The sequence below is a fragment of the Microbacterium sp. AK031 genome (assembly GCF_024807145.1).
GTDB lineage: Bacteria > Actinomycetota > Actinomycetes > Actinomycetales > Microbacteriaceae > Microbacterium.
The window spans coordinates 879073-904813 of the sequence record NZ_JANUCA010000001.1 but is presented as its reverse complement, the minus strand read 5'-3'; the positions used below and the strand labels follow the sequence as shown (position 1 = coordinate 904813).

At 65.2% G+C, this 25741-nt stretch carries 25 protein-coding genes, 4 tRNA genes and 1 pseudogene; 16 read left to right on the top strand and 14 right to left on the bottom strand.

The genetic code is table 11. The annotated features are described in order from the left end of the window. Positions 1-144 precede the first annotated feature (144 nt). Complete coding sequence (locus HDC95_RS04340) at positions 145-2976, top strand: aconitate hydratase (RefSeq protein WP_310503228.1); 2832 nt, start codon at positions 145-147, stop codon at positions 2974-2976. Positions 2977-3146: 170 nt separating this feature from the next. Then, positions 3147-5090, top strand: a complete 1944-nt coding sequence (dxs, locus tag HDC95_RS04335; protein ID WP_259061946.1) for a 1-deoxy-D-xylulose-5-phosphate synthase — start codon at positions 3147-3149, stop codon at positions 5088-5090. Here dxs and HDC95_RS04330 read toward each other — a convergent pair. The 6 genes from HDC95_RS04330 to HDC95_RS04305 form a co-directional block, all read right to left on the bottom strand. Then, entirely contained in the window at positions 5064-5402 is a 339-nt protein-coding gene (locus tag HDC95_RS04330; RefSeq protein ID WP_259061945.1) for a hypothetical protein, read from the bottom strand. The two genes, dxs and HDC95_RS04330, sit on opposite strands and share 27 nt — an antisense overlap. A 203-nt stretch (positions 5403-5605) precedes the next feature. Continuing rightward, positions 5606-6301 carry an SPFH domain-containing protein gene (locus HDC95_RS04325; RefSeq protein WP_259061944.1) on the bottom strand — a complete coding sequence of 232 codons (696 nt, stop codon included), beginning with the start codon at positions 6299-6301 and terminating at the stop codon, positions 5606-5608. Between the two features lie 152 nt (positions 6302-6453). Continuing rightward, the gene (locus HDC95_RS04320; protein ID WP_259061943.1) at positions 6454-8598 is read right to left on the bottom strand and encodes a 3-hydroxyacyl-CoA dehydrogenase NAD-binding domain-containing protein; all 2145 of its coding nucleotides are present in this window, start codon (positions 8596-8598) and stop codon (positions 6454-6456) included. Between the two features lie 8 nt (positions 8599-8606). Further along, positions 8607-9812, bottom strand: coding sequence for a thiolase family protein (locus HDC95_RS04315; protein ID WP_259061942.1), 1206 nt, complete (start codon positions 9810-9812; stop codon positions 8607-8609). Between the two features lie 72 nt (positions 9813-9884). Then, positions 9885-11078, bottom strand: a complete 1194-nt coding sequence (locus HDC95_RS04310; RefSeq protein WP_259061941.1) for an HRDC domain-containing protein — start codon at positions 11076-11078, stop codon at positions 9885-9887. After that, on the bottom strand, positions 11071-11652 hold the full coding sequence (locus HDC95_RS04305; protein ID WP_259061940.1) for a DUF3000 domain-containing protein: 582 nt from the start codon (positions 11650-11652) through the stop codon (positions 11071-11073). The genes HDC95_RS04310 and HDC95_RS04305 overlap by 8 nt, the downstream gene beginning before the upstream one ends. Positions 11653-11677: 25 nt before the next feature. Between HDC95_RS04305 and HDC95_RS04300 the strand changes: the two genes are divergently transcribed. Beyond that, positions 11678-12835: a S9 family peptidase gene (locus HDC95_RS04300; RefSeq protein WP_259061939.1), complete on the top strand. Its 1158-nt coding sequence runs from the start codon at positions 11678-11680 to the stop codon at positions 12833-12835. Here the strand turns inward: HDC95_RS04300 and HDC95_RS04295 are convergent, their stop codons facing one another. Next, positions 12836-13267, bottom strand: coding sequence for a SufE family protein (locus tag HDC95_RS04295; RefSeq protein ID WP_259061938.1), 432 nt, complete (start codon positions 13265-13267; stop codon positions 12836-12838). A 19-nt stretch (positions 13268-13286) separates the two neighbouring features. Then, positions 13287-14183: a sulfurtransferase gene (locus HDC95_RS04290; RefSeq protein ID WP_259061937.1), complete on the bottom strand. Its 897-nt coding sequence runs from the start codon at positions 14181-14183 to the stop codon at positions 13287-13289. A 128-nt stretch (positions 14184-14311) separates the two neighbouring features. Between HDC95_RS04290 and zapE the strand changes: the two genes are divergently transcribed. The 4 genes from zapE to HDC95_RS04270 all read left to right on the top strand — a co-directional run bounded on the left by zapE (position 14312) and on the right by HDC95_RS04270 (position 18398). Then, positions 14312-15358, top strand: coding sequence for a cell division protein ZapE (gene zapE / locus HDC95_RS04285; protein ID WP_259061936.1), 1047 nt, complete (start codon positions 14312-14314; stop codon positions 15356-15358). Between the two features lie 116 nt (positions 15359-15474). Then, positions 15475-16713 (top strand): ammonium transporter, encoded by a 1239-nt coding sequence (locus HDC95_RS04280; protein ID WP_259061935.1) that lies wholly within the window; start codon positions 15475-15477, stop codon positions 16711-16713. Positions 16714-16733: 20 nt separating this feature from the next. After that, the gene (locus HDC95_RS04275; protein WP_259061934.1) at positions 16734-17291 is read left to right on the top strand and encodes a type II toxin-antitoxin system PemK/MazF family toxin; all 558 of its coding nucleotides are present in this window, start codon (positions 16734-16736) and stop codon (positions 17289-17291) included. A 30-nt stretch (positions 17292-17321) separates the two neighbouring features. Continuing rightward, positions 17322-18398: an acyltransferase gene (locus HDC95_RS04270; protein WP_259061933.1), complete on the top strand. Its 1077-nt coding sequence runs from the start codon at positions 17322-17324 to the stop codon at positions 18396-18398. A gap of 9 nt (positions 18399-18407) precedes the next feature. Here the strand turns inward: HDC95_RS04270 and HDC95_RS04265 are convergent, their stop codons facing one another. Then, positions 18408-18833, bottom strand: a complete 426-nt coding sequence (locus tag HDC95_RS04265) for a GIY-YIG nuclease family protein (protein WP_259061932.1) — start codon at positions 18831-18833, stop codon at positions 18408-18410. A 90-nt stretch (positions 18834-18923) separates the two neighbouring features. Here HDC95_RS04265 and HDC95_RS04260 point away from each other — a divergent pair. Continuing rightward, positions 18924-19088: pseudogene (locus HDC95_RS04260) on the top strand (MerR family transcriptional regulator); the annotation flags it as partial. Between the two features lie 122 nt (positions 19089-19210). Here HDC95_RS04260 and HDC95_RS04255 read toward each other — a convergent pair. Next, positions 19211-20365, bottom strand: coding sequence for a DUF1611 domain-containing protein (locus HDC95_RS04255; RefSeq protein WP_259061931.1), 1155 nt, complete (start codon positions 20363-20365; stop codon positions 19211-19213). Positions 20366-20621: 256 nt separating this feature from the next. On the opposite strand from HDC95_RS04255, the gene HDC95_RS04250 reads away from it, so the two are divergent. Both HDC95_RS04250 and HDC95_RS04245 read left to right on the top strand, forming a co-directional pair. Beyond that, positions 20622-20825 carry a multidrug transporter gene (locus tag HDC95_RS04250; protein ID WP_259061930.1) on the top strand — a complete coding sequence of 68 codons (204 nt, stop codon included), beginning with the start codon at positions 20622-20624 and terminating at the stop codon, positions 20823-20825. Between the two features lie 92 nt (positions 20826-20917). Further along, a complete protein-coding gene (locus tag HDC95_RS04245; protein WP_259061929.1) occupies positions 20918-21298 on the top strand; it encodes an SPW repeat protein in 381 nt (126 codons plus the stop codon). A 42-nt stretch (positions 21299-21340) separates the two neighbouring features. On the opposite strand, the gene HDC95_RS04240 is transcribed toward HDC95_RS04245, so the two are convergent. Together HDC95_RS04240 and HDC95_RS04235 are read right to left on the bottom strand one after the other, a co-directional pair. Next, positions 21341-21997, bottom strand: coding sequence for a cyclopropane-fatty-acyl-phospholipid synthase family protein (locus tag HDC95_RS04240; RefSeq protein WP_259061928.1), 657 nt, complete (start codon positions 21995-21997; stop codon positions 21341-21343). Beyond that, the gene (locus tag HDC95_RS04235) at positions 21994-23022 is read right to left on the bottom strand and encodes an NAD(P)/FAD-dependent oxidoreductase (RefSeq protein ID WP_259061927.1); all 1029 of its coding nucleotides are present in this window, start codon (positions 23020-23022) and stop codon (positions 21994-21996) included. The genes HDC95_RS04240 and HDC95_RS04235 overlap by 4 nt, the downstream gene beginning before the upstream one ends. Positions 23023-23089: 67 nt before the next feature. Here HDC95_RS04235 and HDC95_RS04230 point away from each other — a divergent pair, with 67 nt between their 5' ends. Then, positions 23090-23683 (top strand): helix-turn-helix domain-containing protein, encoded by a 594-nt coding sequence (locus HDC95_RS04230; RefSeq protein WP_259061926.1) that lies wholly within the window; start codon positions 23090-23092, stop codon positions 23681-23683. 24 nt (positions 23684-23707) lie between these two features. On the opposite strand, the gene HDC95_RS04225 is transcribed toward HDC95_RS04230, so the two are convergent. Further along, complete coding sequence (locus HDC95_RS04225) at positions 23708-24265, bottom strand: dihydrofolate reductase family protein (RefSeq protein WP_259061925.1); 558 nt, start codon at positions 24263-24265, stop codon at positions 23708-23710. Between the two features lie 133 nt (positions 24266-24398). Here HDC95_RS04225 and HDC95_RS04220 point away from each other — a divergent pair, with 133 nt between their 5' ends. Next, positions 24399-24677: a hypothetical protein gene (locus HDC95_RS04220; RefSeq protein ID WP_259061924.1), complete on the top strand. Its 279-nt coding sequence runs from the start codon at positions 24399-24401 to the stop codon at positions 24675-24677. 50 nt (positions 24678-24727) lie between these two features. Further along, on the top strand, positions 24728-25027 hold the full coding sequence (locus HDC95_RS04215) for a hypothetical protein (protein WP_259061923.1): 300 nt from the start codon (positions 24728-24730) through the stop codon (positions 25025-25027). 28 nt (positions 25028-25055) lie between these two features. Here HDC95_RS04215 and HDC95_RS04210 read toward each other — a convergent pair. Continuing rightward, positions 25056-25131: transfer RNA gene (locus HDC95_RS04210), tRNA-Val, on the bottom strand. A 149-nt stretch (positions 25132-25280) separates the two neighbouring features. Here HDC95_RS04210 and HDC95_RS04205 point away from each other — a divergent pair. From HDC95_RS04205 to HDC95_RS04195, 3 genes are all read left to right on the top strand, one after another. Further along, positions 25281-25352 (top strand) — tRNA-Gly (locus HDC95_RS04205). Between the two features lie 54 nt (positions 25353-25406). Continuing rightward, positions 25407-25477 (top strand) — tRNA-Cys (locus HDC95_RS04200). Positions 25478-25505: 28 nt separating this feature from the next. After that, a tRNA-Val gene (locus tag HDC95_RS04195) sits at positions 25506-25577 on the top strand. Positions 25578-25741 lie beyond the last annotated feature (164 nt).

The following is a 25741-nucleotide window of genomic DNA, read 5'->3' as shown; positions in this document are numbered from 1 at the left end:
ATCTTGACATCAAGATAAATTGTGGGCTTTTGTCGATAGCTTTCACGGCGCACACTGTTAGGTGTGCCTTGCTAGCCGACAGGCCCGCACGCGAGCAAGATGGAGTCGCCTGTCGCTTCCATCAGACAAGAAGGAGACGGATTCGTGTCCACGGTGAACAGCTTCGGTGCCAAGAGCACCCTGACGGTCGGCAGTACCGACTATGAGATCTTCCGAGTTGACGCGGTTCCCGGCTTCGAGAAGCTTCCGTTCAGCCTGAAGGTGCTCCTCGAGAACCTTCTGCGCACCGAGGACGGTGCGAACGTGACCAAGGCGCAGATCGAGGCGCTCGGGTCGTGGGATGCTGCGGCCGAGCCCAGCACCGAGATCCAGTTCTCCCCGGCACGCGTGGTGATGCAGGACTTCACCGGTGTGCCCTGCATCGTCGATCTCGCCACGATGCGCGAGGCCGTGACGTCACTCGGCGGCGACCCGAACAAGATCAACCCGCTCTCCCCGGCAGAGATGGTCATCGACCACTCGGTCATCGCCGACCTCTTCGGCACCGACAACGCTCTCGAGCGCAACGTCGAGATCGAGTACGAGCGCAACGGTGAGCGATACCAGTTCCTCCGCTGGGGCCAGACGGCGTTCAACGACTTCAAGGTCGTTCCTCCCGGCACCGGCATCGTGCACCAGGTGAACATCGAGCATCTCGCCAAGGTCATCTACGATCGCGTCAACGGCGGTGTGCTCCAGGCGTACCCCGACACCTGCGTCGGCACCGACTCGCACACCACCATGGTGAACGGCCTCGGGGTGCTCGGCTGGGGCGTCGGCGGCATCGAGGCCGAAGCCGCGATGCTCGGCCAGCCCGTCTCGATGCTCATCCCGCGTGTCGTCGGCTTCAAGCTCACAGGCGAGATCCCGGCCGCGGTCACCGCGACCGACGTCGTGCTCACGATCACCGATATGCTGCGGGGGCACGGAGTCGTCGGCAAGTTCGTCGAGTTCTACGGTGAGGGTGTGGCCTCCGTGCCGCTCGCGAACCGTGCGACCATCGGCAACATGAGCCCGGAGTTCGGCTCGACGGCGGCGATCTTCCCGATCGACGATGTCACCACCGAGTACCTGCGCCTCACGGGCCGCGACGAGCAGGCCGTGGCTCTCGTCGAGGCGTACGCCAAGGAGCAGCGTCTCTGGCACAACCCGGCCACTGAGCCGGTGTTCAGCGAGTACATGGAGCTCGATCTCAGCACCGTCGTACCGTCGATCGCAGGCCCGAAGCGACCTCAGGACCGCATCCTGCTGTCTGAGTCCAAGTCGCAGTTCGAGAAGGACATCCTCAGCTACGCGGACCCCAGCACTTCCGACTCGATCGTCGATCTGGAGTCCAAGCATTCGTTCCCGGCATCCGACCCGGGAACCGTGCCTGGTGAAGAGGAACCGGACACCCGTCCCGTGCACATCTCCAGCGGCGTCAACGGAAGTTCGAAGCCGGTCGCGGTCCGCTCCGCAGCAGGAGAGCCGTACATCCTCGATCACGGTGCGGTGACGCTCGCCGCCATCACGTCGTGCACCAACACCTCGAACCCGTCGGTCATGATCGCGGCAGGTCTGCTCGCACGCAAGGCGCGCGAGCGCGGTCTGAAGCAGAAGCCCTGGGTCAAGACCACGCTTGGCCCTGGATCGAAGGTCGTCACCGATTACTACGAGAAGTCCGGACTGGACAAGGACCTCGAGGGCCTCGGCTTCTACACCGTCGGCTACGGCTGCACGATCTGCATCGGCAACTCCGGGCCGCTCATCGAAGAGGTCTCCGCCGCGATCAACGACAACGACCTCGCGGTCACCGCGGTGCTCTCGGGTAACCGCAACTTCGAGGGGCGCATCAGCCCAGACGTCAAGATGAACTACCTGGCCTCGCCGCCGCTGGTGGTCGCCTACGCCCTCGCCGGGTCGATGCACTTCGACTTCGAGACGGACGCGCTGGGCAAGGACGAGCAGGGCAACGACGTCTTCCTGAAGGACATCTGGCCCGCACCCGACGAGGTGCAGGAGATCATCGACTCGTCGATCTCGCGTGAACAGTTCATCAAGCAGTACGCCACCGTCTTCGACGGTGACGAGCGCTGGACGAGCCTGCCGACGCCGACCGGTCCGATCTTCGAGTGGGACGAGCAGTCCACCTACGTGCGTCGTCCTCCGTACTTCGAGGGCATGACGATGGATCTGACCCCGGTCAGCGATATCTCGGGTGCGCGTGTGCTGGCCACCCTCGGCGACTCGGTCACGACCGACCACATCAGTCCGGCCGGCAACATCAAGGCCGCGACCCCGGCCGCGAAGTACCTCGAGGAGCACGGAGTGCGCCAGAAGGACTTCAACTCCTTCGGTTCGCGTCGCGGTAACCACGAGGTGATGATCCGCGGCACGTTCGCGAACATCCGTCTGAAGAACCAGCTCGTGCGCGCTGTCAACGACGGTGCAGAGGTCGAGGGCGGATACACCCGCGACTTCACTCAGCCCGACGCGCCGCAGTCGTTCATCTACGACGCAAGCCAGAACTACCAGGACGCCGGCACACCGCTGGTGATCTTCGGTGGCAAGGAATACGGCTCGGGATCCTCGCGTGACTGGGCCGCCAAGGGAACCAGCCTGCTGGGTGTCAAGGCCGTCATCACCGAGAGCTTCGAGCGCATCCACCGCTCGAACCTGATCGGCATGGGCGTCGTCCCGCTGCAGTTCCCCGCAGGGGAGAGCTGGGAGTCGCTGGGGCTCGACGGCACCGAGGTCGTCTCGATCTCGGGTCTGGAAGAACTCAACAACGGGACCACCCCGAAGACGGTCCACGTCACGGCCACGCCGAGCGAGCACTCGCCAGAGGGCAAGCAGGCCGTGGAGTTCGACGCGATCGTCCGCATCGACACCCCTGGTGAAGCCGACTACTACCGCAACGGCGGCATCCTGCAGTACGTGCTGCGTTCGCTCGTCTGAGCGAGACAGACAGAGGGCCCGGGCGCTTGAGCGCTCGGGCCCTCTGCCATACCCGGGCCCATGGCGCGGCACAACCGGGTTAACCGTAAGTTCTCGGACTGCGACGATAGAATCAAGGGGTGGGACTGAGTGGGTGACCGATCCGGTTCCCGAAACCAGGAGGAGGGCGGATGCCGATTCTGCAGCGCATCAGTGGGCCACGTGATCTCGATGAACTCACCCCTGAAGAACTCGTCGAACTCGCTTCGGAGATCAGGGAGTTCCTCGTCCAGACCGTGTCCCGCACCGGCGGGCACCTCGGACCCAATCTCGGCGTGGTGGAACTCACGATCGCTCTGCACCGCGTGTTCTCCTCGCCAGATGATCCTTTCGTCTTCGACACCGGGCACCAGTCGTACGTGCACAAGCTCCTCACCGGGCGGCAGGACTTCTCCGCACTGCGCGTGCGCGGTGGTCTCGCCGGTTACCCTCAGCGCAGTGAGAGCCCGCACGACGTCGTCGAGTCCTCTCATGCCTCCAGCTCGCTGAGCTGGGCGGACGGTATCTCCCGCGCGCTGACGGCAACGGGTCGCAGCGACCGCCACGTCGTGGCCGTGGTCGGAGACGGCGCGCTCACGGGCGGCATGACCTGGGAAGCACTCAACAACATCTCCGACGACAACGACCGCAACCTCGTCATCGTCGTCAACGACAACGGCCGCTCTTACGCACCGACCATCGGAGGCATGTCCCGATACCTGAACCGGGTGCGAACCGCTGCTGCGTACAAGGATCTGCATCGGCGCTCGGATCGGCTCTTCCGCGCCTTCGGGCCGGTGGGGCGTGCCGTGTTCCGCGGGGTCCGTGGCGGCACACACGGCTTCCTGTCGCGTTTCACGAACAACGAGGCGCTGTACTCGAATCTCGACATCAAGTACCTCGGCCCGGTAGACGGGCACGATATGGGCGCACTCCTGGAAACGCTGGAGCTGGCGAAGTCCTACGGTGCTCCTGTGATCGTGCATGCGATCACCGAGAAGGGCCGCGGGTATCAGCCTGCTCGCGACGATGAGGCCGACCAGTTCCACGCGGTCAACCGGATCGATCCGGCCACGGGTGAGTCGCTTGCGAGCAGCAGCACGGGATGGACGGACGTCTTCTCAGAAGCCCTGGTGCATGTGGGTGAACGCGACCCGAAGGTGATCGCCATGACAGCGGCGATGCTGCGGCCGACAGGTCTCGCGCCGTTCGCCGAGCGGTTCCCCGACCGCGTGTACGACGTCGGCATCGCCGAGCAGCACGCCGTAGCGTCCGCTGCCGGCCTCGCATACGGCGGTCTGCATCCCGTCGTCGCGCTGTACGCCACTTTCATGGGACGAGCCTTCGACCAGGTGCTGATGGACGTAGCCCTGCACAAGGCCGGCGTGACCTTCGTGCTTGATCGTGCCGGCGTCACCGGTCCGGACGGCCCCAGCCACCACGGGATGTGGGATCTCGCGATGCTGCAGATCGTGCCGCATATCCGCATCGCCGCTCCGCGCGACGGCGCACGCCTGCGCGAGGCTCTGGACGAGGCCGTCCTGGTCGACGATGCGCCGACCGTGATCCGTTTCCCCAAGGGAGCGGTCGCCCCCGATCTGCCCGCAATGGAACGGCTGGATGACGGCGTCGACGTGCTCTCCCGCGGCGAGAGTGAAGACGTGCTCATCGTCGCCATCGGTCCTTTCGCCGCGATGGGCATGGACGTCGCGGCGCGCCTGCGTGCCCAGGGCATCGGCGCGACAGTCGTCGATCCGCGCTGGGCGATCCCCGTGCAGCCATCGGTTGTCGAACTCGCTCGGAATCACCGCCTGGTGATCACCCTGGAGGATGGCATCCGTGTCGGCGGAGTAGGAACCCGCGTGCGTCAGGTGCTCCGCGAGGCGGGAATCGACACCGCTGTGGATGAACTCGGGCTTCCGGACGAGTTCATCGATCACGCGTCTCGCGATCAGATCCTTGCGGATGCCGGACTCACGGCGCCGAAGATCGCACAGGACATCGTGGCGCAGGTGCTGGGCACGCGCATCCCCGTCGCCCGTAACGCCGGCGAGACCGGCGCGATCGACCTACCGCTGCAGGAGCGGCGGCGCTGACCCTTCTCGCACTGATCGCCACACGGTCCAGGACCATCCTGCGGTGATGGAGACGGCACATCCGGCGGCGGCATACCAGGTATATCCGACCTCGAACGCGTGGACGAGATCGCCGCGCCCGATCAGGGTCGAGACGACCGGAACCGAGAGCCCGAGCACCGCGCCGAGTGTCAGGTGGACGCCGAGATGCAGACCGATGCGGCGCGTCGATGACAGGCCGCGGGCGACTGCCCATGCCGCCGGAGCCGCGACCACCGCGATCACCGCTGCCGCGATGCCGCCGACAGGGATGCCGTACACGAGATAGATCACGACCGTCGAGTAAGGCGAACCTCACGGCGGACCTGACTGAACCACTGCAGTGAACGTCAGGAACAGGGCGAGCAGCATCATGAATACGACCCACGCAGCGACGACACCGCGCCAGAACTGCCATCGGCTGAAAGCCATCGGGGGAGTCGAGGACATGTTCAGACGGTAGCAGGCGGGGAGAGGTGCCCGGGAGGCCGCGGCGCTCAGTTCAGGGCGCTCAGTGCAGCGACGGCTGCGGGACCTCGGTCGGTCTCGCGCAGCGCCTGAGACAGCAGATAACCGTCTGTGAGCGCGTCGCCCGTGATCATGACCGAGAGGATCTCGATACCTCCGGCGGACTGTGCGCGTTCCGCGCACTGGGCGAGCACCGTCACGTTGACGTCTTCGTTGCGCGGAAGCACTGCGCCATCCGTCTCATGGATGACGTCACGCAGCGCAGCGCCGACGATGTTCGCCGCCCGTTCCTTCACGTTCACGACGTCGAGCTCGAACACGCGCAGATCCCGTCCGGAGGGAACGGGGCGCCATTCGAACGAGGCGTGGATGAGGTGCTGATGGCCGGTCGCACCGGTGAGGTGACGCGCGGGCAGATCGGTCGATCGCACGCGGACGTCGATGAGCTTGTACCAGTAGAAGAGCGGGAAAGCGCCGTGCGATCCCGAGTGGAGAACGACGACCTCGCCCGCAGTTCCTCTGCCGGCACGGACGCTCCGAGAGTTGGGCTTGCGGACGATCGGTTTGCCGTTGCGGGTCCGGATGGCCGCCCAGCCCTCATCGACGGTCACGATGAAGAGCTTCAGAAGCGCGGGGACCACGAGCAGTGTCGTGAGGACGGCGGTTCCGGACTTGACGAGTGTGCTCATCGTTCCGGTGCCCAGTGCGCTGAATATCGCATCCACACTCACACTCTGCCCGTTCACCCGCACGAGGAGCCGCGAGTTCACGGTCCAGCACGAGTTGTTCACCCGGATTTCGTGAGTGGTTGGCCGGGTAGACGCAGTGGAGGGGCCGAGTCTCCGGACTCGGCCCCTCCACTGCGAAGATCGCGGCGTCAGCTGTGCGCGATCCCGCGGATCGGCGGAGTGTGGAACGTGCCGTCGAACACGCGCTCGGATGCGCCCTCACGATCGAGGTACACGGAGGCGCCGCCGTCGATGAACGGCCAGCCGGCCCCGAGGATCAGGCAGAGATCGATGTCCTCGACCTCCGGCACCACTCCCTCGTCGAGCATGAGTTTGATCTCCTGCGTGAGCCCGTCCTGCACGCGACGCAGAATGCTCTCGGCAGACGCGGGTGTGTTCGCGACGTGGCCCTTGAGCGTCTTCTCGGCGGCCTTCGTCCATCCGGTGACGCGGCCGCCCTTGTCCTTCTCCACGACCTGTTCCAGCTCGGCGAGAGCATGGAAGTTCTCGTTCGCGTAGAAGCGGTCGGGGAAATGGCGCACCATCGTGTCCTGCACGTGCGCTGCGACCTTCCAGCCCACCAGGTCGATGAGCTGGAAGGGTCCCATCGGCAGTCCGAGCGGACCGAATGCCTTCTCGACGTCTGCGACCGGCGTGCCCTCGTAGACGGCGCGGGCCGCCTCGCCCATGACCTTCGCGAGGAGGCGGTTCACGACGAATCCGGGGGCGTCAGCGGTGAGGACGGCGTTCTTGCCCAGACCCTTCGCGACGACGAAGGCCGTCGAGAGCGTCTGCTCATCCGTACCGGGCGTCTTGACGATCTCGATGAGCGGCATGACGGCGACCGGGTTGAAGAAGTGGAAGCCCACCAGACGTTCCGGGTGAGCGAGCTTCGCACCGATCTCCTCGACCGAGAGCGACGAGGTGTTGGTGGCCAGGATCGCGTCCTCGGCGATGAACTTCTCGATCTCGCCGAACACCTGCTGCTTGACGCCGACCTCTTCGAAGACCGCCTCGATCACGAAGTCGCAGTCGGCGTACTCGCTCTTGTCGACGGTGCCGTGGATGAGCCCGCGCAGCTGGTTGGCTCCGTCGGCGTCCAGACGCCCCTTCGCCTCGAGCTTTCCGATCTCGTCGTTGATGTAAGCCACGCCCTTGTCGACGCGGGCCTGATCGATGTCGGTGATGAGCACCGGCACGCGCAGTTTGCGCACGAACAGCAGCGCGAACTGGCTGGCCATGAGACCCGCGCCGATGATGCCGACCTTGGTCACCTTCTTCGCGAGGGCCTTGTCCGGGGCGCCGACCGGACGCTTGGCCCGCTTCTGCACCAGGTCGAACGCATACATGGATGCCGCGAACTGATCGCCGGCGACGAGCTCACTGAGCGCCTCGTCCTCCCGCGCGAAGCCTTCGGCCTTGGTGCCGCTCTTCGCCTTGTCGAGCAGATCGAGTGCAACATACGGCGACTTCGGAACTGTGCCGATCTTCGACTCGAGCATGCCCCGCGCCATCTTGATCGCGATGGGCCACTTCGTCAAGCGCTCCAGCTTGCCCGGCTCGTTCTTGCGCTCCACCTTCTTGCCGCCGAGCACGGCATCTGCCCATGCCAACGAGTTCTCGAGGTAGTTCGCCGCGGGGAAGATCGCATCGAAGATGCCGAGGTCGAACGCCTGCTGCGGCTTGAGCATCCGATTCTGCTTGAGCGGGTTCGATATCACGACCTCGAGCGCGTTCTCGATGCCGATGAGGTTCGGCAGCAGATAGGCGCCGCCCCACCCGGGGATGATGCCGAGGAAGACCTCAGGCAGCGCGACAGCGGCCGCGGAGGCGTCGACGGTGCGATAGGTCGAGTTCAGGGCGATCTCGAGCCCACCGCCGAGCGCGAGGCCGTTCACAAATGCGAACGAGGGCACGCCGAGGTCGCTGAGTGAGCCGATGACCTTGTGGCCCAGCTGCGCGATGAGACGAGCGTGGTCCTTCGACTCGACCTTCGAGATGTCGGAGAGATCGGCGCCTGCGGCGAGGATGTATTGCTTGCCAGTGATGGCGACAGCCTGGATCTCGCCGGCCGCAGCACGGGCCTTCAGACCCGCAAGAGTCTCACCGAGTTCAGTGAGGGTGGCAGGGCCGAGCGTGTTCGGACGGGTGTGGTCGCGTCCGTTGTCGAGAGTGATGAGCGCCAGCACCTTGCCGGACGGGAGGCGGATGTCACGCACGGGGGAGTGCGTGACTACCTCGTCGCCGGCAAGCGCCACGACGGGGGAGAAGTCGATCTCTTCGTAGTTCGTCACGTGCCCACTCACTTCCGCTTCTTGCCGTCGTAGAAGGGGTTCTCCCAGATGACGGAGCCACCCTGGCCGAGGCCCACGCACATGGCGGTGAGTCCGTAGCGCACGTCAGGACGCTCGGCGAACTGCGCCGCGAGCTGGATCATGAGCCGCACACCGGATGCCGCGAGCGGGTGGCCGACCGCGATCGCACCGCCCCACTGGTTGACCCGCGGGTCGTCATCGGCGATGCCGAAGTGATCGAGCAGCGAGATCACCTGGATCGCGAAGGCCTCGTTCAGTTCGAACAGGCCGATGTCGGAGATCGTCAGGCCCGCCTTCTTCAGTGCCTTCTCGGTCGACGGGATCGGGCCGATGCCCATGATCTCCGGCTGCACCCCGGCGAACGCGAAGGAGACCATCTTCATCTTCGGCTTGAGGCCGAGTTCCTTCACCGCGCCGCCGCCGGCGAGCAGCGACATGGTGGCACCGTCGGTCAGAGGCGACGACGTCCCGGCGGTCACGCGTCCGTGCGGACGGAACGGCGTCTTGAGCGCGGCGAGGTCTTCCATCGTCGTCTGCGGGCGGCGGCCCTCGTCCTCGGTGGCGAGGCCCCAGGCGCCGTCTGCGCCCTTGATCGCGACTGGCACGAGGTCGGGCTGGATCTTGCCTGCGTCGTACGCCGCCTGCACCTTGTGCTGGCTCAGCATGCCGAAGCGGTCGGAGCGCTCCTTGGTGAGGTGGGGGAAGCGGTCGAAGATGCGTTCCGCGGTGACACCCATGTTCAGCGCGCCGGGGTCGACCATCTTCTCCGCGACGAAGCGGGGGTTCGGGTCGGCGTTGGCGCCGATCGGGTGGTGGCCCATGTGCTCGACGCCGCCTGCGATGGCGAAGTCGTACATGCCGATGCCGATCGATGCGCCCATGGTGGTGACACTGGTCATCGCGCCGGCGCACATGCGCTCGACAGCGAGACCCGGGACGGTGTTCGGCAGGCCGGCGAGGATCGCGACGGAGCGGCCAAGAGTCAGGCCCTGATCGCCGGTCTGCGATGTGGCGGCGATCGCGACGTCGTCGATGCGATCGGCCGGAACGTCGGCGTTGCGCTCCAGCAGGCCGATCGTCGCTTTCACAGCGAGATCGTCTGCGCGGGTGTTCCAGTACATGCCTTTTTCGCCGGCGCGCCCGAACGGGGTGCGTACGCCATCAACGAAGTAGACGTCCGAGATCTCGGCCACTCTGCCTCCAAGGTTAGGTTTGACCTCAGACTACGAGCCGCCCGATACCGCGGGGAATCGGTTGGTTCGAACCTACGACTCCGGTGCGGCGGGCTGATCAGTGGGTTGACCAGCTTCTACAAAGGCATCCACGATCTTCTGTGCAGTCTGCTCAACCTGCCACGGCCGGGCGCCGAGATCCGAAAGGGCTGCAGCGACGGCATCGGTCGTCAACGCCGGCGGAGCCCATGCGAGTCGGCGAAGGGTCTCCGGCTTCAGCAGGTTCTCTGTCGGCATGCCCAGCTCTTCAGCATGGGCCTCCACGACGGGACGGGCGAGCTTGAGCCGCGCATCCGCTTCCGGGTTCCGATCGACCCACGCCCGAGCGGGAGGCAGAGCGTCGCTTTGCCCTCGTTCACGGGGGACGGCAGGAGCCTCGCGCCCGCGCACGATAGCGTTCCACCACCGGTCGAGTTGCGATCGGCTCGCGCGGCCGTTGAACGCCTGCACTCCGGCGAGTGCCTGCTTGCTCTGCGGATTGGCGAGAACAGCCGCGACCAGCGAACGGTCGGGAACCAGACGTCCTGGAGAAGTGTCCTGCTGCTGAGCGAACTCCTCGCGTGCTTCCCACAGCGACCGCGCCACGGCGAGGCCACGGGCGCCCTTGACCTGGTGCAGGCCGCTCAAACGGCGCCAGGGGTCTTCCCTCGGCGGGCGCGGCGGCTGCGCAAGAGTGGCCGCGAACTCCTGCGCGGCGAACTCGGTCTTGTTCTGTTCCTCGAGCTCGGCGGCGATGGCGTCGCGCACGTCGATCAGATGCAGGACATCCAGCGCCGCATAGTCGAGCCAGGCGGCCGGCAGCGGACGTGTGGACCAATCGGCCGCGGAGTGCTCCTTCTTCAACGTGATGCCGAGGGTGTCTTCGACCACCGCGGCGAGTCCGACGCGTTCATGGCCGAGCAGACGGGCGGCGAGCTCGGTGTCGAAGATCGTGGCGGGCTGGAGTTCGAGTTCGCGTAGTGAGGGGAGGTCCTGGCTGGCGGCGTGCAGAACCCACTCGACGTCGCCGATCGCCTCCTGCAGCGGGGCGAAGTCGCCGATGGCCGGTGGATCGAAGAGGAAGACGCCTGCTCCCCGGCGGAACACCTGCACGAGATATGCACGCTGAGAGTATCGGAATCCGGAGGCCCGTTCGACGTCGACGGCGACAGGTCCGATGCCGGCGGCCAGCAGCCGACAGGCTGTCTGGAACTCGATCGGGTCGTCGATGACGCTGTACTCAGTCACGCCCTGCCTTTCGTGCGCCGAACACGGCGATGTTCTCTGAGCCGGGTGGGAGACCGGCGAGCATGCCGACGAGTTCGGCCCATGCTTCCACGTGCGGTCGGAACGGTTCTTCCGGCGTCCAGGACGATCGTAGTTCGATCTGAGCGCCGTCGCCTTCCTCTGCGAGGGCGCCGAATCCCTTCGAGAGGGTCTTCGTCGCGGTTCCGGATGCGGAGTGGTACGCGGCATCCCGTGAATCCAGTGCGTCGACGAGCCACGACCATGTCACATCCGCGAGCAGAGGATCGGTGCCGATCTCGGGTTCGAGAGGCGCCTGCGCGAAAGTGACGATACGCCACGCCCCGCCCCATGCCGGCGGGGCATCCGGGTCGTAGAGCAGCACGAACCGGCCGGTGCCGTATATCGAGTCGCCGTGGTCATCAGGACGGACGTCGGCTGCGAGAGCGATCGAGAACGGCGCGAGCCCCTGCGGGGAGGGGATCTCGCGGATCACGATATCGTCTCGGAAGACCGTGTCACGCAGCTCGGCTGCGGCACGTTCGAAATGCGCTCCGGCATCGGGGTGTGCGCTCACGCTGACAGGCTAGAGTCAGGAAGCGATGAAGAGTCTCAGGCACGCCGTTGCATTGCTGGTCCCTGCGCTGCTCGCGATGCTGGGCACCGCGGCCGCGCTCCTCGTGTTCGCGATCGCGCGCAGGGTGGTCACGCCTTCGATTCGCGCCGCGGACACCGACATCCTCGCGGTCGACACCGGTGCGCAGACGATCGAGCTCTCGCGCACCCCGGATACTGAACTGCCGGGCCGCTACGGCCTGTTCACGACCGGGACCCATGGCTACGTCAAACTCGGTGCGGTGCTGAGCGCAGACGCCACCCGCGTGCGCCGCAAGCTGCTCACTCAGATCGAATCCGGCGCGAAGATCGACCGCGCCGCGGGGTTCAGCGGCTGGTATTACTCGACCCCGAGCGAACTGCATCTCCCGTGGGAGAGCGTGCTGATCGGTTCACCCGCCGGCCCGTGTCCGGCATGGCTGTTCCCGGCCGAGTCATCGACCTGGGTCATCCAGGTGCACGGGCGCGGGGTCACCCGCGCAGAGTGCCTGCGCGCGGTGCCGGTGTTCCATTCGCTCGGGATGCCGAATCTCGTGGTGTCGTACCGAAACGACGGGGAGGCGCCGCGCAGCAAGGGCGGCTCCTACGCCCTCGGCGCCTCGGAGTGGCGCGACGTGGATGCGGCGATCTCCTATGCTCTGCGTCACGGAGCGACGCAAGTACTGCTGATGGGATGGTCGATGGGCGGCGCGATCGCGCTGCAGACGGCCGTGTCCTCCGCCCACAGGGAGGCGATCGCAGGACTCGTGCTGGATTCCCCCGTGGTCGATTGGCGGACCGTCCTGCGCTTCCAGGCCCGCGAGGAGGGTATCCGCGATCCGTTCCCCGCGCTGGCGATGAACGCGCTTTCTTCGCCGCTGACCGCGCGGCTGTCCGGTTCGGAGTTCGTGATCCCCTTCGACAAGCTCGACATGGTGGCGCGCGCCGACGAACTCGCTGTGCCGATCCTCGTCCTTCACAGCGAGGACGACGGCTTCGTGCCTGCCGATGCCTCGCATGCCCTCGCAGAAGCACGACCGGATCTCGTCACGATGCCCAGATTCACCGGCGCACGGCACACGAAGATCTGGAACTACGACCAGATCGGTTGGACTGCGGCGATCACCGACTGGGTCGCTGCGAACGGTTTCAGCGCTACCGCGTGATCAGTGCTTCTGGGTGACCTGGCGCTTGACGCGCATCAGCATCCCCGTCATCCCGCCGATCCGCAGCGGCGAAACGACTCGTGTGAGGCCGATGCTCTGCGGATAGTCATCCGGGATGGCGAGAACTGCGTCGGCTGTGAGGCCGGTGATGCCCTGCACGAGGATGCTGGCGAAGCCGCGCGTTGTCGGTGCCTCTGGCGGCGCCGTCGCGTGCATCGTGACGACGTCGTCGTGGACCTCGACGTAGATATAGACGGGCGACTGGCACTCGGCTACCCGCTCGTACATCTCCGGATGGCTCGCGACCTCTTCCGACACCTCCGGAAGCTCGTTCGAGAACTCCAGGAGCAGCTGGAGGCGCTCCGCCTCGGGAAGCTCGAGGAAGTCGTCGCGGATCTCCGCGAGAGAATCAGGAACGTGCGTGGTGCTCATCCCTGTCATTGTCACACGTTCAGAGCGTGCCTGGCTCGGATCCGGTGACGATCGGGACGCGCACCGCGCTGCCCCACTCAGTCCAGGAGCCGTCGTAGTTGCGCACCTTCTCGAAGCCCAGCAGGTGCTTCAGCACGAACCAGGTGTGGCTGGAGCGCTCCCCGATGCGGCAATACGCCACGACGTCATCGCCGTCCTCAAGACCGGCACCGTCGCGGTAGATCGCGTCGAGCTCGGCGCGGCTGCGGAAGCCGCCGTCCTCCGCGACGGCCTTCGCCCACGGCACGCTCTGCGCGGTGGGGATGTGCCCGGCACGCAGCGCGCCCTCATCGGGATACGCGGGAGCGGTCGTGCGCTCTCCGCTGTACTCTTCTGGCGAGCGGACATCGATGAGCGGTCCATTGCCGATGAAGGCGACCACGTCGTCCTTGTACGCCCGCAGTACCGAGTCATCGCGCTCGACGACCGGGTACTCGGTCGGCGTGATCTCGGTGCGGTCGGTCGTGATCTCGCGGCCCTCGGCGATCCAGCGATCGCGGCCGCCATCGAGAAGGCGCACGTCTTCGTGGCCGAAAAGAGAGAAGACCCAGAGGGCGTAGGCAGCCCACCAGTTGTTCTTGTCGCCGTAGATGACGACGGTGTCGTCACGAGAGATGCCCTTGCGGCCGAGCAGCGCAGCGAATCCTTCACCGTCGACGTAGTCACGCACAACGGGGTCGTTGAGCTCGGTGTGCCAGTCGACCTTCACAGCGCCGGGGATGTGACCCGTCTCGTAGAGGAGCACGTCCTCATCGGACTCGACGACGACCAGACCGGGGTCGCCCAGATGCCCTGCGAGCCAGTCGGTGGTGACGAGTCGTCCAGGCTCTGCGTACTCTGCGAACTTCTCGGATGAAGAATCGAACTCGATGGTCACGTGGCGCTCCTCGATGGGGTGCAGCGAATGCTCCGGCTGGGACGGCGTAGTGTGGAGCCGTCCCTTCGACGATAGAGCCGTTCCGTGCGCCTGGCACCCGTTCTGTAAGACTTCGACACAGGAAACGAATGACCGACACCGACAACGCGAACGTCGCACATCTCACCGAGCGCCAGCCGGTGGTCACCGGACCAGAGATGCTCGCAAGCCTGGTTCCGCCGCCGCAGTTCGACGACGCCACGTTCGAAAGCTACCGATCGGATGCCGCGTACCCGTCTCAGGCGGAGTCGAAGGCCCTGCTGGAGAAGTTCGCCGGGCGCGGCGCGCCCGCGAAGCGCGGGGGGTTCTTCGGCCGCGCGAAGAAGGAGCCGGAGCTGAAGCCGGGTGTCTACCTCGACGGCGGCTTCGGCGTGGGCAAGACGCACCTGCTCGCTTCCATCTACCACGCGATGCCGGCACGTCGTAAGTACTTCGGCTCGTTCATCGAGTACACGGCGCTCGTCGGAGCACTGGGCTACCGCAACACCGTCGACTTGCTGCGTGGTGCGGATCTGATCTGCATCGACGAGTTCGAACTCGACGATCCGGGCGACACCATGGTGATGACGAGGCTCCTCGGAGAACTCGTGAGCACCGGCACCCGTCTCGCCGCCACCTCGAACACGCCGCCGAATGCTCTTGGCGAGGGCCGCTTCGCGGCTCAGGACTTCCTGCGGGAGATCCACGCGATGTCGGACAGGTTCGAGACCATCCGCATCGACGGGGTCGACTTCCGGCAGCGTGCACTGGACGGCCACGCCGTCGCGCTGGACGATACCGAGTACGCGCAGCGCATCGCGGGCGCGGTGGGTACGGCATCCGATGATGTCTTCAGCGACGTCATCCGTCACCTTGCCAAAGTGCATCCCTCGCGCTACATCCGACTGATCGACGGACTGTCGCTCGTCGGTCTCCGCGACGTGCAGGTGCTGACCGACCAATCCGAAGCGCTGCGGTTCGTCGCATTCGTCGACCGCGTCTATGACGCGCAACTTCCGATCGTTGCGACCGGCGTGAGTCTCGACCAGGTCTTCGCGGACGAGATGCTGGGCGGTGGATACCGCAAGAAGTACCTGCGCGCCATCTCCAGGCTGAACGCGCTCACACATTCTGCGCAGCAACCCAGCATCGCGTAACGCGATGGTTACACCGGACCATGGGGTGTAACCGGCCGGAAACACTCACTGCGCTTCCCGGAAATCGGGCCTCGTCACACTGAAGCTCTCAATTACTTCGGATGTGAGGTTTTCCTATGGATGCTCCCGGTAACATCTCGTGGGCGATCACCGCGACAGCGCTGGTCTTGCTTATGACGCCAGGCGTCGCGTTCTTCTACGGCGGGCTCGTCAAAGCCAAGAGCGTCGTCAGCATGATGATGATGAGCTTCGGCTCCATCGGGCTCGTCGCGGTGCTCTGGATCCTGTTCGGCTTCTCGATGAGCGCGGTCGAGAGTCCGACGCAGTTCGCCGGCAACCCCTTCGCCGACTTCGGACTCTCCAGCCTCGCCGCTGGTGAAGGATCGAATGTCGCACTGCTCGGCGTCGCATACGGTGCGACGTTCGCGATCATCACCATCGCGCTGATCTCCGGGGCCATCGCCGATCGCGCCAAGTTCGGCAGCTGGCTGATCTTCGCCGGTATCTTCGCCACCGTGGGCTACTTCCCGATTGCCGCCTGGGTCTGGGGCGGCGGCTGGATCATGGAGCTGGGCACGACACTCTTCGGAGAGGATAGCGGCATCGGCGTGATCGACTACGCCGGTGGAACAGCCGTACACATCAACGCCGGTGCGGCCGCCCTGGCACTTGCCCTCGTGCTCGGCAAGCGCATCGGGTTCCAGAAGGGAATCCTCAAGCCGCACAACGTGCCGCTGACGCTCCTGGGCGCGGCCCTGCTGTGGTTCGGCTGGTTCGGCTTCAATGCGGGTGCGGAATGGCTCTCCGAGGACATGGGCGGTGTCGGCCTCATCGGTCTCAACACGCTCGGCGCGACGGCCGCGGCCATCCTCGGCTGGATCCTCATCGAGAAGATCAAGGACGGCAAGCCGACGTCGGTCGGCGCCGCATCCGGTGCCGTCGCGGGCCTCGTGGCCATCACCCCAGCATGCGCCAACCTGACACCCGGCTGGTCGCTGCTGCTCGGTGCTCTCGCCGGTGTCATCTGCGCTCTCGCTGTGGAACTGAAGTTCCGCCTCGGTTTCGACGACTCGCTCGACGTCGTCGGCATCCACCTCGTCGGCGGTCTGCTCGGCACGATCTACCTGGGCTTCTTCGCCACGGAGACCGGTCTGTTCGTCGGCGGAGACGCGCGCCAGCTTGCCGTTCAGGTCATCGCCGCACTGGGCGTGATGATCTACGCCTTCGCGGTCGCCTTCATCATCGGGTTCGCGATCCAGAAGACGATCGGTTTCCGCATCACCAACGAAGACGAGATCGCCGGCGTCGACTCGGTCGTCCATGGCGAAGAGGGTTACGCGCTGGTCGACGCCTGAGCCACCGGTAGGGTGACGGGGTGACCTCTTCCAAGAGCATCCTGTCTCAGCTCGCCGACATCGTTCTGAAGGCGCTGATATCTCGAACGCCCCGCTCTCCTCACAAGGAGGCGGGGCGTTCGAGCGCGTCCGTCGCCGTTTCCGAGGGCGCGGACGCGGGTCAGGCGCGGGGGAGTGAGACTGTGCGGATCGACCCCGAGCGCATCAAGGATCTGCAGGTCGGCTACAGCCCTGAGAAGAACGGCGCCCCTGACTCCGGCGAGATCATCTGGACGTGGGTGCCATACGAGGAGAACGATGGCCGAGGCAAAGACCGCCCGGTGCTCGTGATCGGACGGCAATCCGCAGACCGCGTGTACGCGGTGCGGATGACGAGCAAACCCCACGATCGTGACCGCGACTACCTCTCGATCGGCAGCGGCGCCTGGGATTCGCAGGGCCGGACGTCGTGGGTCGACATCGAGCTGCTCTACAGCGTGCATGACGGCGGTATGCGACGCGAAGCCGCCGTGCTGGAACGCGCACGCTACGACCGTGTGGCCGCGGCACTGATCGCGCGCTACGGATGGGGCCGCTGACCGCGCCAGTGCGCTCGCTACGCTTCGCCCATGGGAGTACACAGAGACGCTGCTCTGGACATCGCGAAAGCGATCGCGATCATCGCGATCGTGTTCGGGCACGTCTGGCGTGGTCTCGCCGCCTCGGGACTCATCCACGACGCTGATCTGTTCGAGACCGTCGACACGACCGTGTACATGTGGCACCTGACGGTGTTCGCCTTCACTGCTGGACTCTTCGTGCAGCACGGGATGAATCGCGAGGGCGCGTGGCGATACGCCCGAGACCGCGACCTCGTCTTCCTGTGGCTGTACGTCGTGTGGTCACTCATCCAAGGGGCGGTGAAGCTGATCGCTGGGGCATTCGTGAATTCGCAGACCTCACTGGGCGAGATCCTCCGATTGTGGGTCCCCGATGGTCAGCTGTGGTTCTTCGGCTGGATCGCCCTCATGATGATCCTCGCGGCCGCCACTCGACCATGGGTGAGCCGATCACGCGCGACTGTCGTCATCATCGGAGCAGCCGTCGGCTCCCTTGCCCTCTGGGGCGTGCAGGGGCCGTACATCGGAACTCAAGGACTGGCTTTGACGGTGTACTTCGTGGTCGCGCTCGTGTGGCGAGGCGACCGCGTCCTGGCTGCGATACGACGCGTGCCCATGTGGTTGACGACCATACTGGTCCTCACGTTGGGGGTCGTCACAGTCGTGTGCGGCGTATCCGGTTTGGCTACGCCACCGACGACGGGCGGCTCGACCCGCACAGTCATGACCGTCGCCTTCGGTGTCGTCGCCTCGACTGCCGGCCTGTTCGCGGTGCTCGGGCTCGCGCGGGTGCTCGCTCCCGTGCCCGTCGTCGCCCGCCCACTCTCGTACATCGGTCGGGAATCGATGACGATCTTCGTCGCCCACATCATCTTCGCCTCCGGGTCGAGGATCGTCTTGTCGCGCATCGGAGTGGACGATCCCACGGTTCAGGTGATCGCCGGCACCCTCATCGGTGTCGTGGGCCCCCTCGCGCTTCACTGGGTCGCCCTGCGAGTGCACTGTGCATGGCTCTTCGACGCACCTCGGTGGATGAAGGGGGCCGGTGCGGGGCGTACCTCGAAGCGCACCAGCGTCGAAGAATGACGTCTCGATTCAGGAGCGCAGCGCGTCGCTGAGCCAGCGCGCATGGAGCTGCCAGGGTTCCCCCTTGCGCCTGAGCTGAGCGACGTGGACCTCGAGCTCATTCGTGAATGTGAACCACTCGCCGCCTTCTCTCAGGGCGCTGAACTGACGATGCCGCTCCTGTTCGACGCTCCTGCCGCCGCGCTCGAAGGCGAGGAGCTCATCATGGCGGATGCTCGCGAGCCGCTGCCGTGGACGCATGCTCGTGCCGATCTTCACCCGGCGATCGAATCTCAGGTAGTAGACGACATCGATGCGGGGGAGCGGCAGGTCGGAATCAGGCACATCCCCGTAACGCCAACCGCACGCCGCGCAGTGCCATGATCCGCGCAGACGCTGCCCACGAGCGCCGCCGCACAGCGTGCAGGGGCCAGGCAGAGGAACGTTCTTGACCATCAGTTGGAGCGTAGCCGTGACCGGCGACGTTCCAGTCGGTCAAGGGGCGATACTTGACTCTCACACTGGGGAAGACGAGAGAACTGAGACATGTCATCCATCGGAGCGTTCGCGCAGATCAGCCAGGTGACCCATCGGATGCTGCGGCATTGGGACACGGCCGGTCTGCTCGTGCCGGCTCACGTGGACGAGTTCAGCGGCTACCGGTCGTATGATCCCTCGCAACTCGAGCGCCTGCATCGGATAGTCGCTTTGCGTCAGCTCGGAGAGAACCACATGTCGCAAATCGAGTTCATCGAGAAGCCGCTGCGTGCCCTCTGTCTCGCGGCTCGCCGCACCAGTGACGCGCGGTTGAAGCCGCCGCGGACTGTGGCCGGTCAGGCGGGAGTCTGCGTGAGTGTCGGCGAGAGCTCGGGGAAAGCCTGCAGCACCATGTCGACCAGGTTGCTCAATGGTCGGGTCAGCGGGTCGGTCGCAGGGACGCCGAGGTCGAGTTCGATCTCGTCGATGGCCGCCGTGATCTGAGCATCGGTGAGGTGCTCGTGATTCACGGTCACGCCGATCACGCGGGTGTCGGCGAACGCCTCGATGAGTGCGACCTCGCTGGCGACGTCGGGCATGGGCATCATCGGGAAGTCGCCGAGCACGCGCCTGCCGGGCGCGTGCTGCACGATCACACCAGCCGGCCGGCTGCCGCGAAGGATGTGCGCGGAGGTGAGGTATGCGGGGTGGCTGAGCGCGCCCTGGCCCTCCACGATGATGATGTCGGGGTTCTCGCCTTCGTAGGCCGCGACGACCTGATTCTCGACTTCGCCGGAGCAGAACTGCGGCACCAGTGCGTCGAGTGCGACGCCGTAACGGCCGCCCTGGATGATCGTGGTCTGTCCGGTGCCGACCATGATTGCATGGATGCCGCGGTCGTTGAGAGCCTGGACGAGCAGCGTCGCGGTGGTGCGCTTTCCGATGGCGCCGTCGGTGCCGAGCACGGCGATTCGTGGGCACGTGACATCGAAGATGCGTCCTGAGAACAGGTGGAGGTCCTTCTTGTCCTTCGGGCGTCGTACGTCGGTGATCGTGACACCGGAGAGAAGCGCGGCGGCGACGAACTCTGCATCGTCGTTGAGGAACTCATGCAGGCCGTTGATGATGTGCATGCCGTGGGCGACGCCGTCCAGCAGCACGACGCGCTGCGCGTCGGACAGAAGGCCGTCGGCGGGTGCAACGCCGCAGATGAGATAGTCGGGGGTCTTGCCCGCGTGTGCGATGGCCTCCGCGAGGCTCGCGAGGATCGGGATGCCGTTGGCTGTGCCGTCGAGCAGGGCGCCGGCGTCCGCGCCGGCATGGCGACTGTCGATGACGCTGAGGATGTCGTACTTCTCGGAGTGGCGAACCAGTCCGTTGGCCGTCTTGCCGTCCTGCTCGCCGAACTGAGCCTCGCAGTAGACGATCGCTGTCGAACCGACCGGAAGCACCGGGAGCGCGGTCGACGTGGCGTCTGAGCGAGAGTCAGCGGAATGGGTGTACGGGTGCACGGAAATCGGGTCTCCTCGAGATGGTCCAGAGGAGGCGACGGAAAACGAAATGGCTCGTGATGGCCCGTTGGTCGACAAGAAGTCTTCCCTGACGCCGGCAAGATGCCGACTCCGCTCACCGTAGCAGTGAAGTCTGCGCATCAGGCGTGAACCGGTTCGGGCGGTCTTCCTTTAATGATCTCGGTGTCAAACATCAAGCCCCTCACCAGCGGATCCGCACCTCGGTAGATTTGGCGATCCGATGAAGGGACACCACATGGAATATGAAGACATGAGCCGCGAGGAGAAGCGCCACGATCAGATGACGGCGGCGCCAGATGCGACCGAAGCGGACGCGGCACCACGCGTCGTGACCGAGCACGATGGGGTGACTCGGGTGGACATCGCCGAAGAGGCCGCAGTGCGGCCTGGGCCGGGCCCGGGGATGCCGGAAGCGGACGGGGGATCCGACTCCGTGTGAGACGCATTCCGCCGAGCATCCCATCCAATTTCCACGCTGCGCCGAACTCCTCTCGACAGCCGCGATCTCGCGGCCATACTCAAGGAGGAATCATGCGCTTCATTCCCACCAAGGTTCACGGAGTCCTCGACTACCTCGTCGGCATCGCTCTCATCGCGGCGCCGTGGCTGTTCGGGTTCGCTGGAGTCGGAGGACCTGCCGTCGTCATCCCGATCGTGCTCGGCGTCGGGCTCATCGTCTACAGCCTGTTCACGAAGTACGAGTGGGGTCCCTTCGGTTTCATTCCGATGCCCGTCCATCTCGTGTTCGACATCGTGGCGAGCCTGTTCCTTGCCCTGTCGCCCTGGATCTTTGGCTTCGCGGGCGAAGCGCTCAACGTGTGGCTTCCGCACGTTGTGGTCGGAGTCACGGTGATCGTCGTGGTGCTGTTCTCGAAGCCCCAGACCGGACCCACCGCAACTCGCAACCGCTGACCCTCGTTCCGACCTGCGAGGAAGCTTGCGCGTGCGTCGTGTCTATCCGACACGGCGCACGCGCAGCACCGTGTCGATAAGGACGATGTCTTCCTCGCCACGCCACTTCGCTGTTCTCTCGATCAGCGCGTTCGTCTCGACCACCCATCCGGTGGGCAGGTCGAGGGATGCCAGAACCTCATCCGGGGACGGGAACGACGGGGTCTCAGTGTCGTGTGCATGTTCGGACGTGGGCGGAAATCCGCCGTGGCCGACGACGAGCAGCCTGCCTCCGGTCGCGACCGCAGCAACCGCACGTCGAAGGATGGCTTCCCGCGGGAAATCGAAGGGGGAATGGAAGAACGCGGAGACCACGAGGTCGTGCTCGGTGGACGGATGCCATGTCGTGAGGTCGGTCTGAACCCAGTCGATTCGATCCGAGAGCCCTGCCCGCGCCGCTTCCGCTGCTCCGACAGCCAGAGCCACGGACGAGATGTCGAGTGCGGTGACGGTCCAGCCCCGGGCGGCGAGCCACAGTGCATCTGCGCCTTCCCCTGATCCGAGTTCGATTGCACTGCCCGGCGTCAACTCCGCCACCTGCTGTTCCACGGTCGCATTGACGCGCCCGCTCCACATTCGACCGTGCTCGGTGCGCCGGCTCACATACCGCTCGTCCCAGAACTGAGTCGCGTCCCGGGCGCCACCCGATCCGTCTGTCATCGCATTTCCGCTTCCAGCTCGGTGTTCACCGCTTCAGCGGCGGCTGCCACCTCTTCGGCGACGAACTCTCCGTTGAGCGCGAGAGCGGCGGTCGCGCCCGATCCCATCGCGATCGGGACCAGTGCGGCCGGATTCGCGGTGTTGCCCACGGCCCAGACACCGGCGACGCTGGTCCTACCGAACTCATCTACCGTCGGCCAAGTGCCGAACGGGGTGTCGGTGCGTGCGGCGCCGAGCTGCTGCAGTGGTTCGTCGAGCGGGACCAGTCGTGGTTCGGCGAAGACGGCATCGACGGGCACGACCGTCCCGTCTGTGAGAGCGAGGCCGGTAAGGCGATCACCGTCGGACATGACGTGTGTGATGCTCTGGTCCTCCAGACGGATTCCCCGCTGTTCGAGGATGCGACGATCGGTCTCGGGGATAGGGTCCGCGAGCGCGGTGAACACCGTGATGTCACCGGAGTATGAGCGCAGCATATGTGCCTTGTGGATGCCGGCGGCAGACCCGAGCAGTACGCCGATCCTGCGTCCAGCTGCTTCGTAGCCGTCGCAGTACGGGCATGCTACGACGTCGCGGCCCCAGTGCTCTGCGAGCCCGTCGATGTCGGGCAGCGCATCGCGGGTTCCCGTTGCGACGATGAGCCGACGTGTCGGGATCCGGGTACCGGCGTCAGTGATGACTTCGAAACCGTCCGCAACTGCACGAGCCTCGACGACGCGTGCGGTCGCGATGACTCCGTCTGCGGCCAGCACCTCGCGTCGTCCATCGGCCACGAGGTCGAGGGGCGAGTAGCCGTCACGGCTCAGCACGCCGTGCATGTGCGGGGCGAACCGGTTTCGAGGCGCCTGCGCATCGAGCACGAGAACGCGCCGTCTGGCGCGGGAGAGGATGAGCGCGGCGCTCAGGCCTGCGGCCCCGCCGCCGACGATCACGACATCCCAGCGCTCGGCCTCGAGCTGAGGTGCGGGTGCTGTGGGGTCGGGTGTGGATGCGGATGCTGTCGTTGCTCGGTCGTCACTTGTCATGATCTCAGAGTGCGCGAGTGATACCGTTATGGCAAATATCCATGCCGAAATAGCAAGGAGACCCCAGATGCCCGACGACTCGGTCGCACTCATCGGCCCGAGACTCAAGAGCTGGCGCGAGAAGCGCAGCATGACCCTCGTTGACCTTTCGGAGGCGACCGGGATCTCATCGAGCACGCTGTCGCGGCTTGAGGCAGGTAAACGGGCGCCGAACCTCGAGCTCGTCGTGCCGATCGCCAGGGCGCTGAGGCTGGAGCTCGACGACATCGTTCCGCGCAAAGCGCCGGATCCGCGTGTGGCCCGCACGAAGAAACGCATGGGAGACACCTGGTACGAGTCGCTATCGCCGGAATCGAGTCCGGTGCAGACCTACAAGGTCACGTTTCCGGCGAACCCGGCGGGCATCAGCGCGGTGCCGGAGCCGAAGGTGCACGACGGGCAGGAATGGCTCTACGTGTTGTCGGGTCGACTGCGGCTGGTGATCGGCGAGCAGGACGTCATCCTCGGACCCGGAGAAGCTGCTGAGTTCGACACGCGCATCCCGCACTGGCTGTCGGGTGTCGGCGCCCATCAGACGGAGCTGCTGTCGATCTTCAGTAAAGAGGGCAAGCGCATCCATCTGCGGGCGCGCACGACCGTACCGTCTGGTCCACCTCGATGAATGAGGTGCAGTTCCTGCACCGTGTCAGTGCACGCGTCGATAGTGCATGGTGACCACGCCGTTGTGGAGTGGCTTCGCCGAGACCAGCTCGAGTCGGCGTGTGCTGGGCAGCCCGCTCTGATAGAGGGTCGGGCCGTGTCCGGCAATCCTGGGGTGGACGAGGAACTTGTACTCATCGATCAGTTCCAACCGGTCCAGCTCGGTCGCGAGCTGGCCACTGCCGAGGAGTATGCCATCCGGGGTCGCATCCTTGAGCTCCTGCACGCCTATTCGCAGGTCGCCGGCGATCTGGTGGCTGTTGGACCACGGGAAGTCGGTTCGGGTGGACGACACCACGTATTTCGGCTTGGCGTCCAGCTTGACGGCCCACTCGCGTAGCGCCGGCGGCGCGTCCTCGTCACCGCGAGCGACGGCCGGCCAGGAGCTCTCCATCATCTCGTAGGTGACGCGGCCCCACAGCATCGCCCCGGCCTCGTCCATGAGGCGGGTGAAGAAGGCGTGAGTCTCGTCATCGGCGATCCCCACCTGATGGTCGACGCACCCGTCGAGGGTGACGTTGAGGCCGAAGGTCAAGATGCCCATGCGGCGAGTTTAGGTCCGCGATGCGGCGACGACCATGGTCATCGCTGCGAGAACGCGTCGTAGCGAGTAGCGCCAGCTTGCTGTTCGCGCAACCCCATGCTCCAGGAGCCTCAAGGGTCATAAGGTGCAGGGCATGACTTCGGTACGGACGATGGTGCGGGCAAGCGCGAAGATCGACGATGCTCCGTACCTGCTAGCCCAAGACCAGGACCTGGATGAACTGAAACGGAGCTTCGAAACTGCCATGCGGTCGGGGGGCGCATTCGTCGAGTTCACGGTCGTCGGCAACGAGAAGGTCAGCACGTTGGTGACGCCCCACACTCGCGTGGTGTTATCCGAAGCGACCGTTGAAATCGACCAGAGCGACAATGGAGATCAAGGATTCCCGTACGTCGAGACGTACGACTACTAGAACTCCACCTCGGGAACTTTCGTCGCTCAACGGCGAGTATTCTCCAATGCATGGGAACACTCGAGTACAACAGCTCTCGCCCCGCGATCAACGTCGCGGATGAAACCTTGGCGCATCTGAAGGTCGTGATCGGCACAAAGCTCCGTCGCCATGAGAGCTTCATGATGACGTGGCTGCCAGATCAGAGGAGTGCCGCCGGCCGCCTCACCATCTGGATGCACCCGAGCATCCCTCTCGTCATGGAGTTCGACGACCCGAAGATGGCCCAGATCGATCCGAAGAGACTCGAGCGGATGATGGAACACCTCAACGCTCGTGGAGAACTCGTCCTCGACCAGATGCCGAGATGAACCCCGCGTCATCGACTGCGGTTGTTTCTGGTGGGCGATACCGGACTCGAACCGATGACCTCTTCCGTGTGAAGGAAGCGCGCTACCAACTGCGCCAATCGCCCATGACCCAGGGGGTCGAGAAACGATATTACCTGAACGTTCGGCACGCTCACGACCAAACCGTGTGACACGCGCGAGATCGGGTTTCGGTTTTGCGGGAACGAAATGATCGGCTAATGTTTTACAAGTGCCCGGTCAGCCGGAACACAACGCGGATGTAGCGCAGTGGTAGCGCATCACCTTGCCAAGGTGAGGGTCGCGAGTTCGAATCTCGTCATCCGCTCGAGTGCAGGAGTCTCTTTCTGAGAGGCTCACGGCACGTGGGGTCAATCCACACGGTGGCGTGGCCGAGCGGCTAGGCACCGGCCTGCAAAGCCGTTTACACGGGTTCGAATCCCGTCGCCACCTCGTCGCTTCAACTTAATAGCCTGAACAGGCGCGATTGGCGCAGCGGTAGCGCGCTTCCCTGACACGGAAGAGGTCACTGGTTCGATCCCAGTATCGCGCACACTGAAACCCCCGGATTTCCGGGGGTTTTCTCGTTTCCCGGGGAGTGCGCTCCAAGAGTGCGCTGCGCGGCATCCGCACCGCTCGCCCTGTGAGAGAATTGATGAGTTCACGCGTCGTCCCTTCTAGACGAACGTGATCGCCGCTCCCGTGGACTTCCACTCC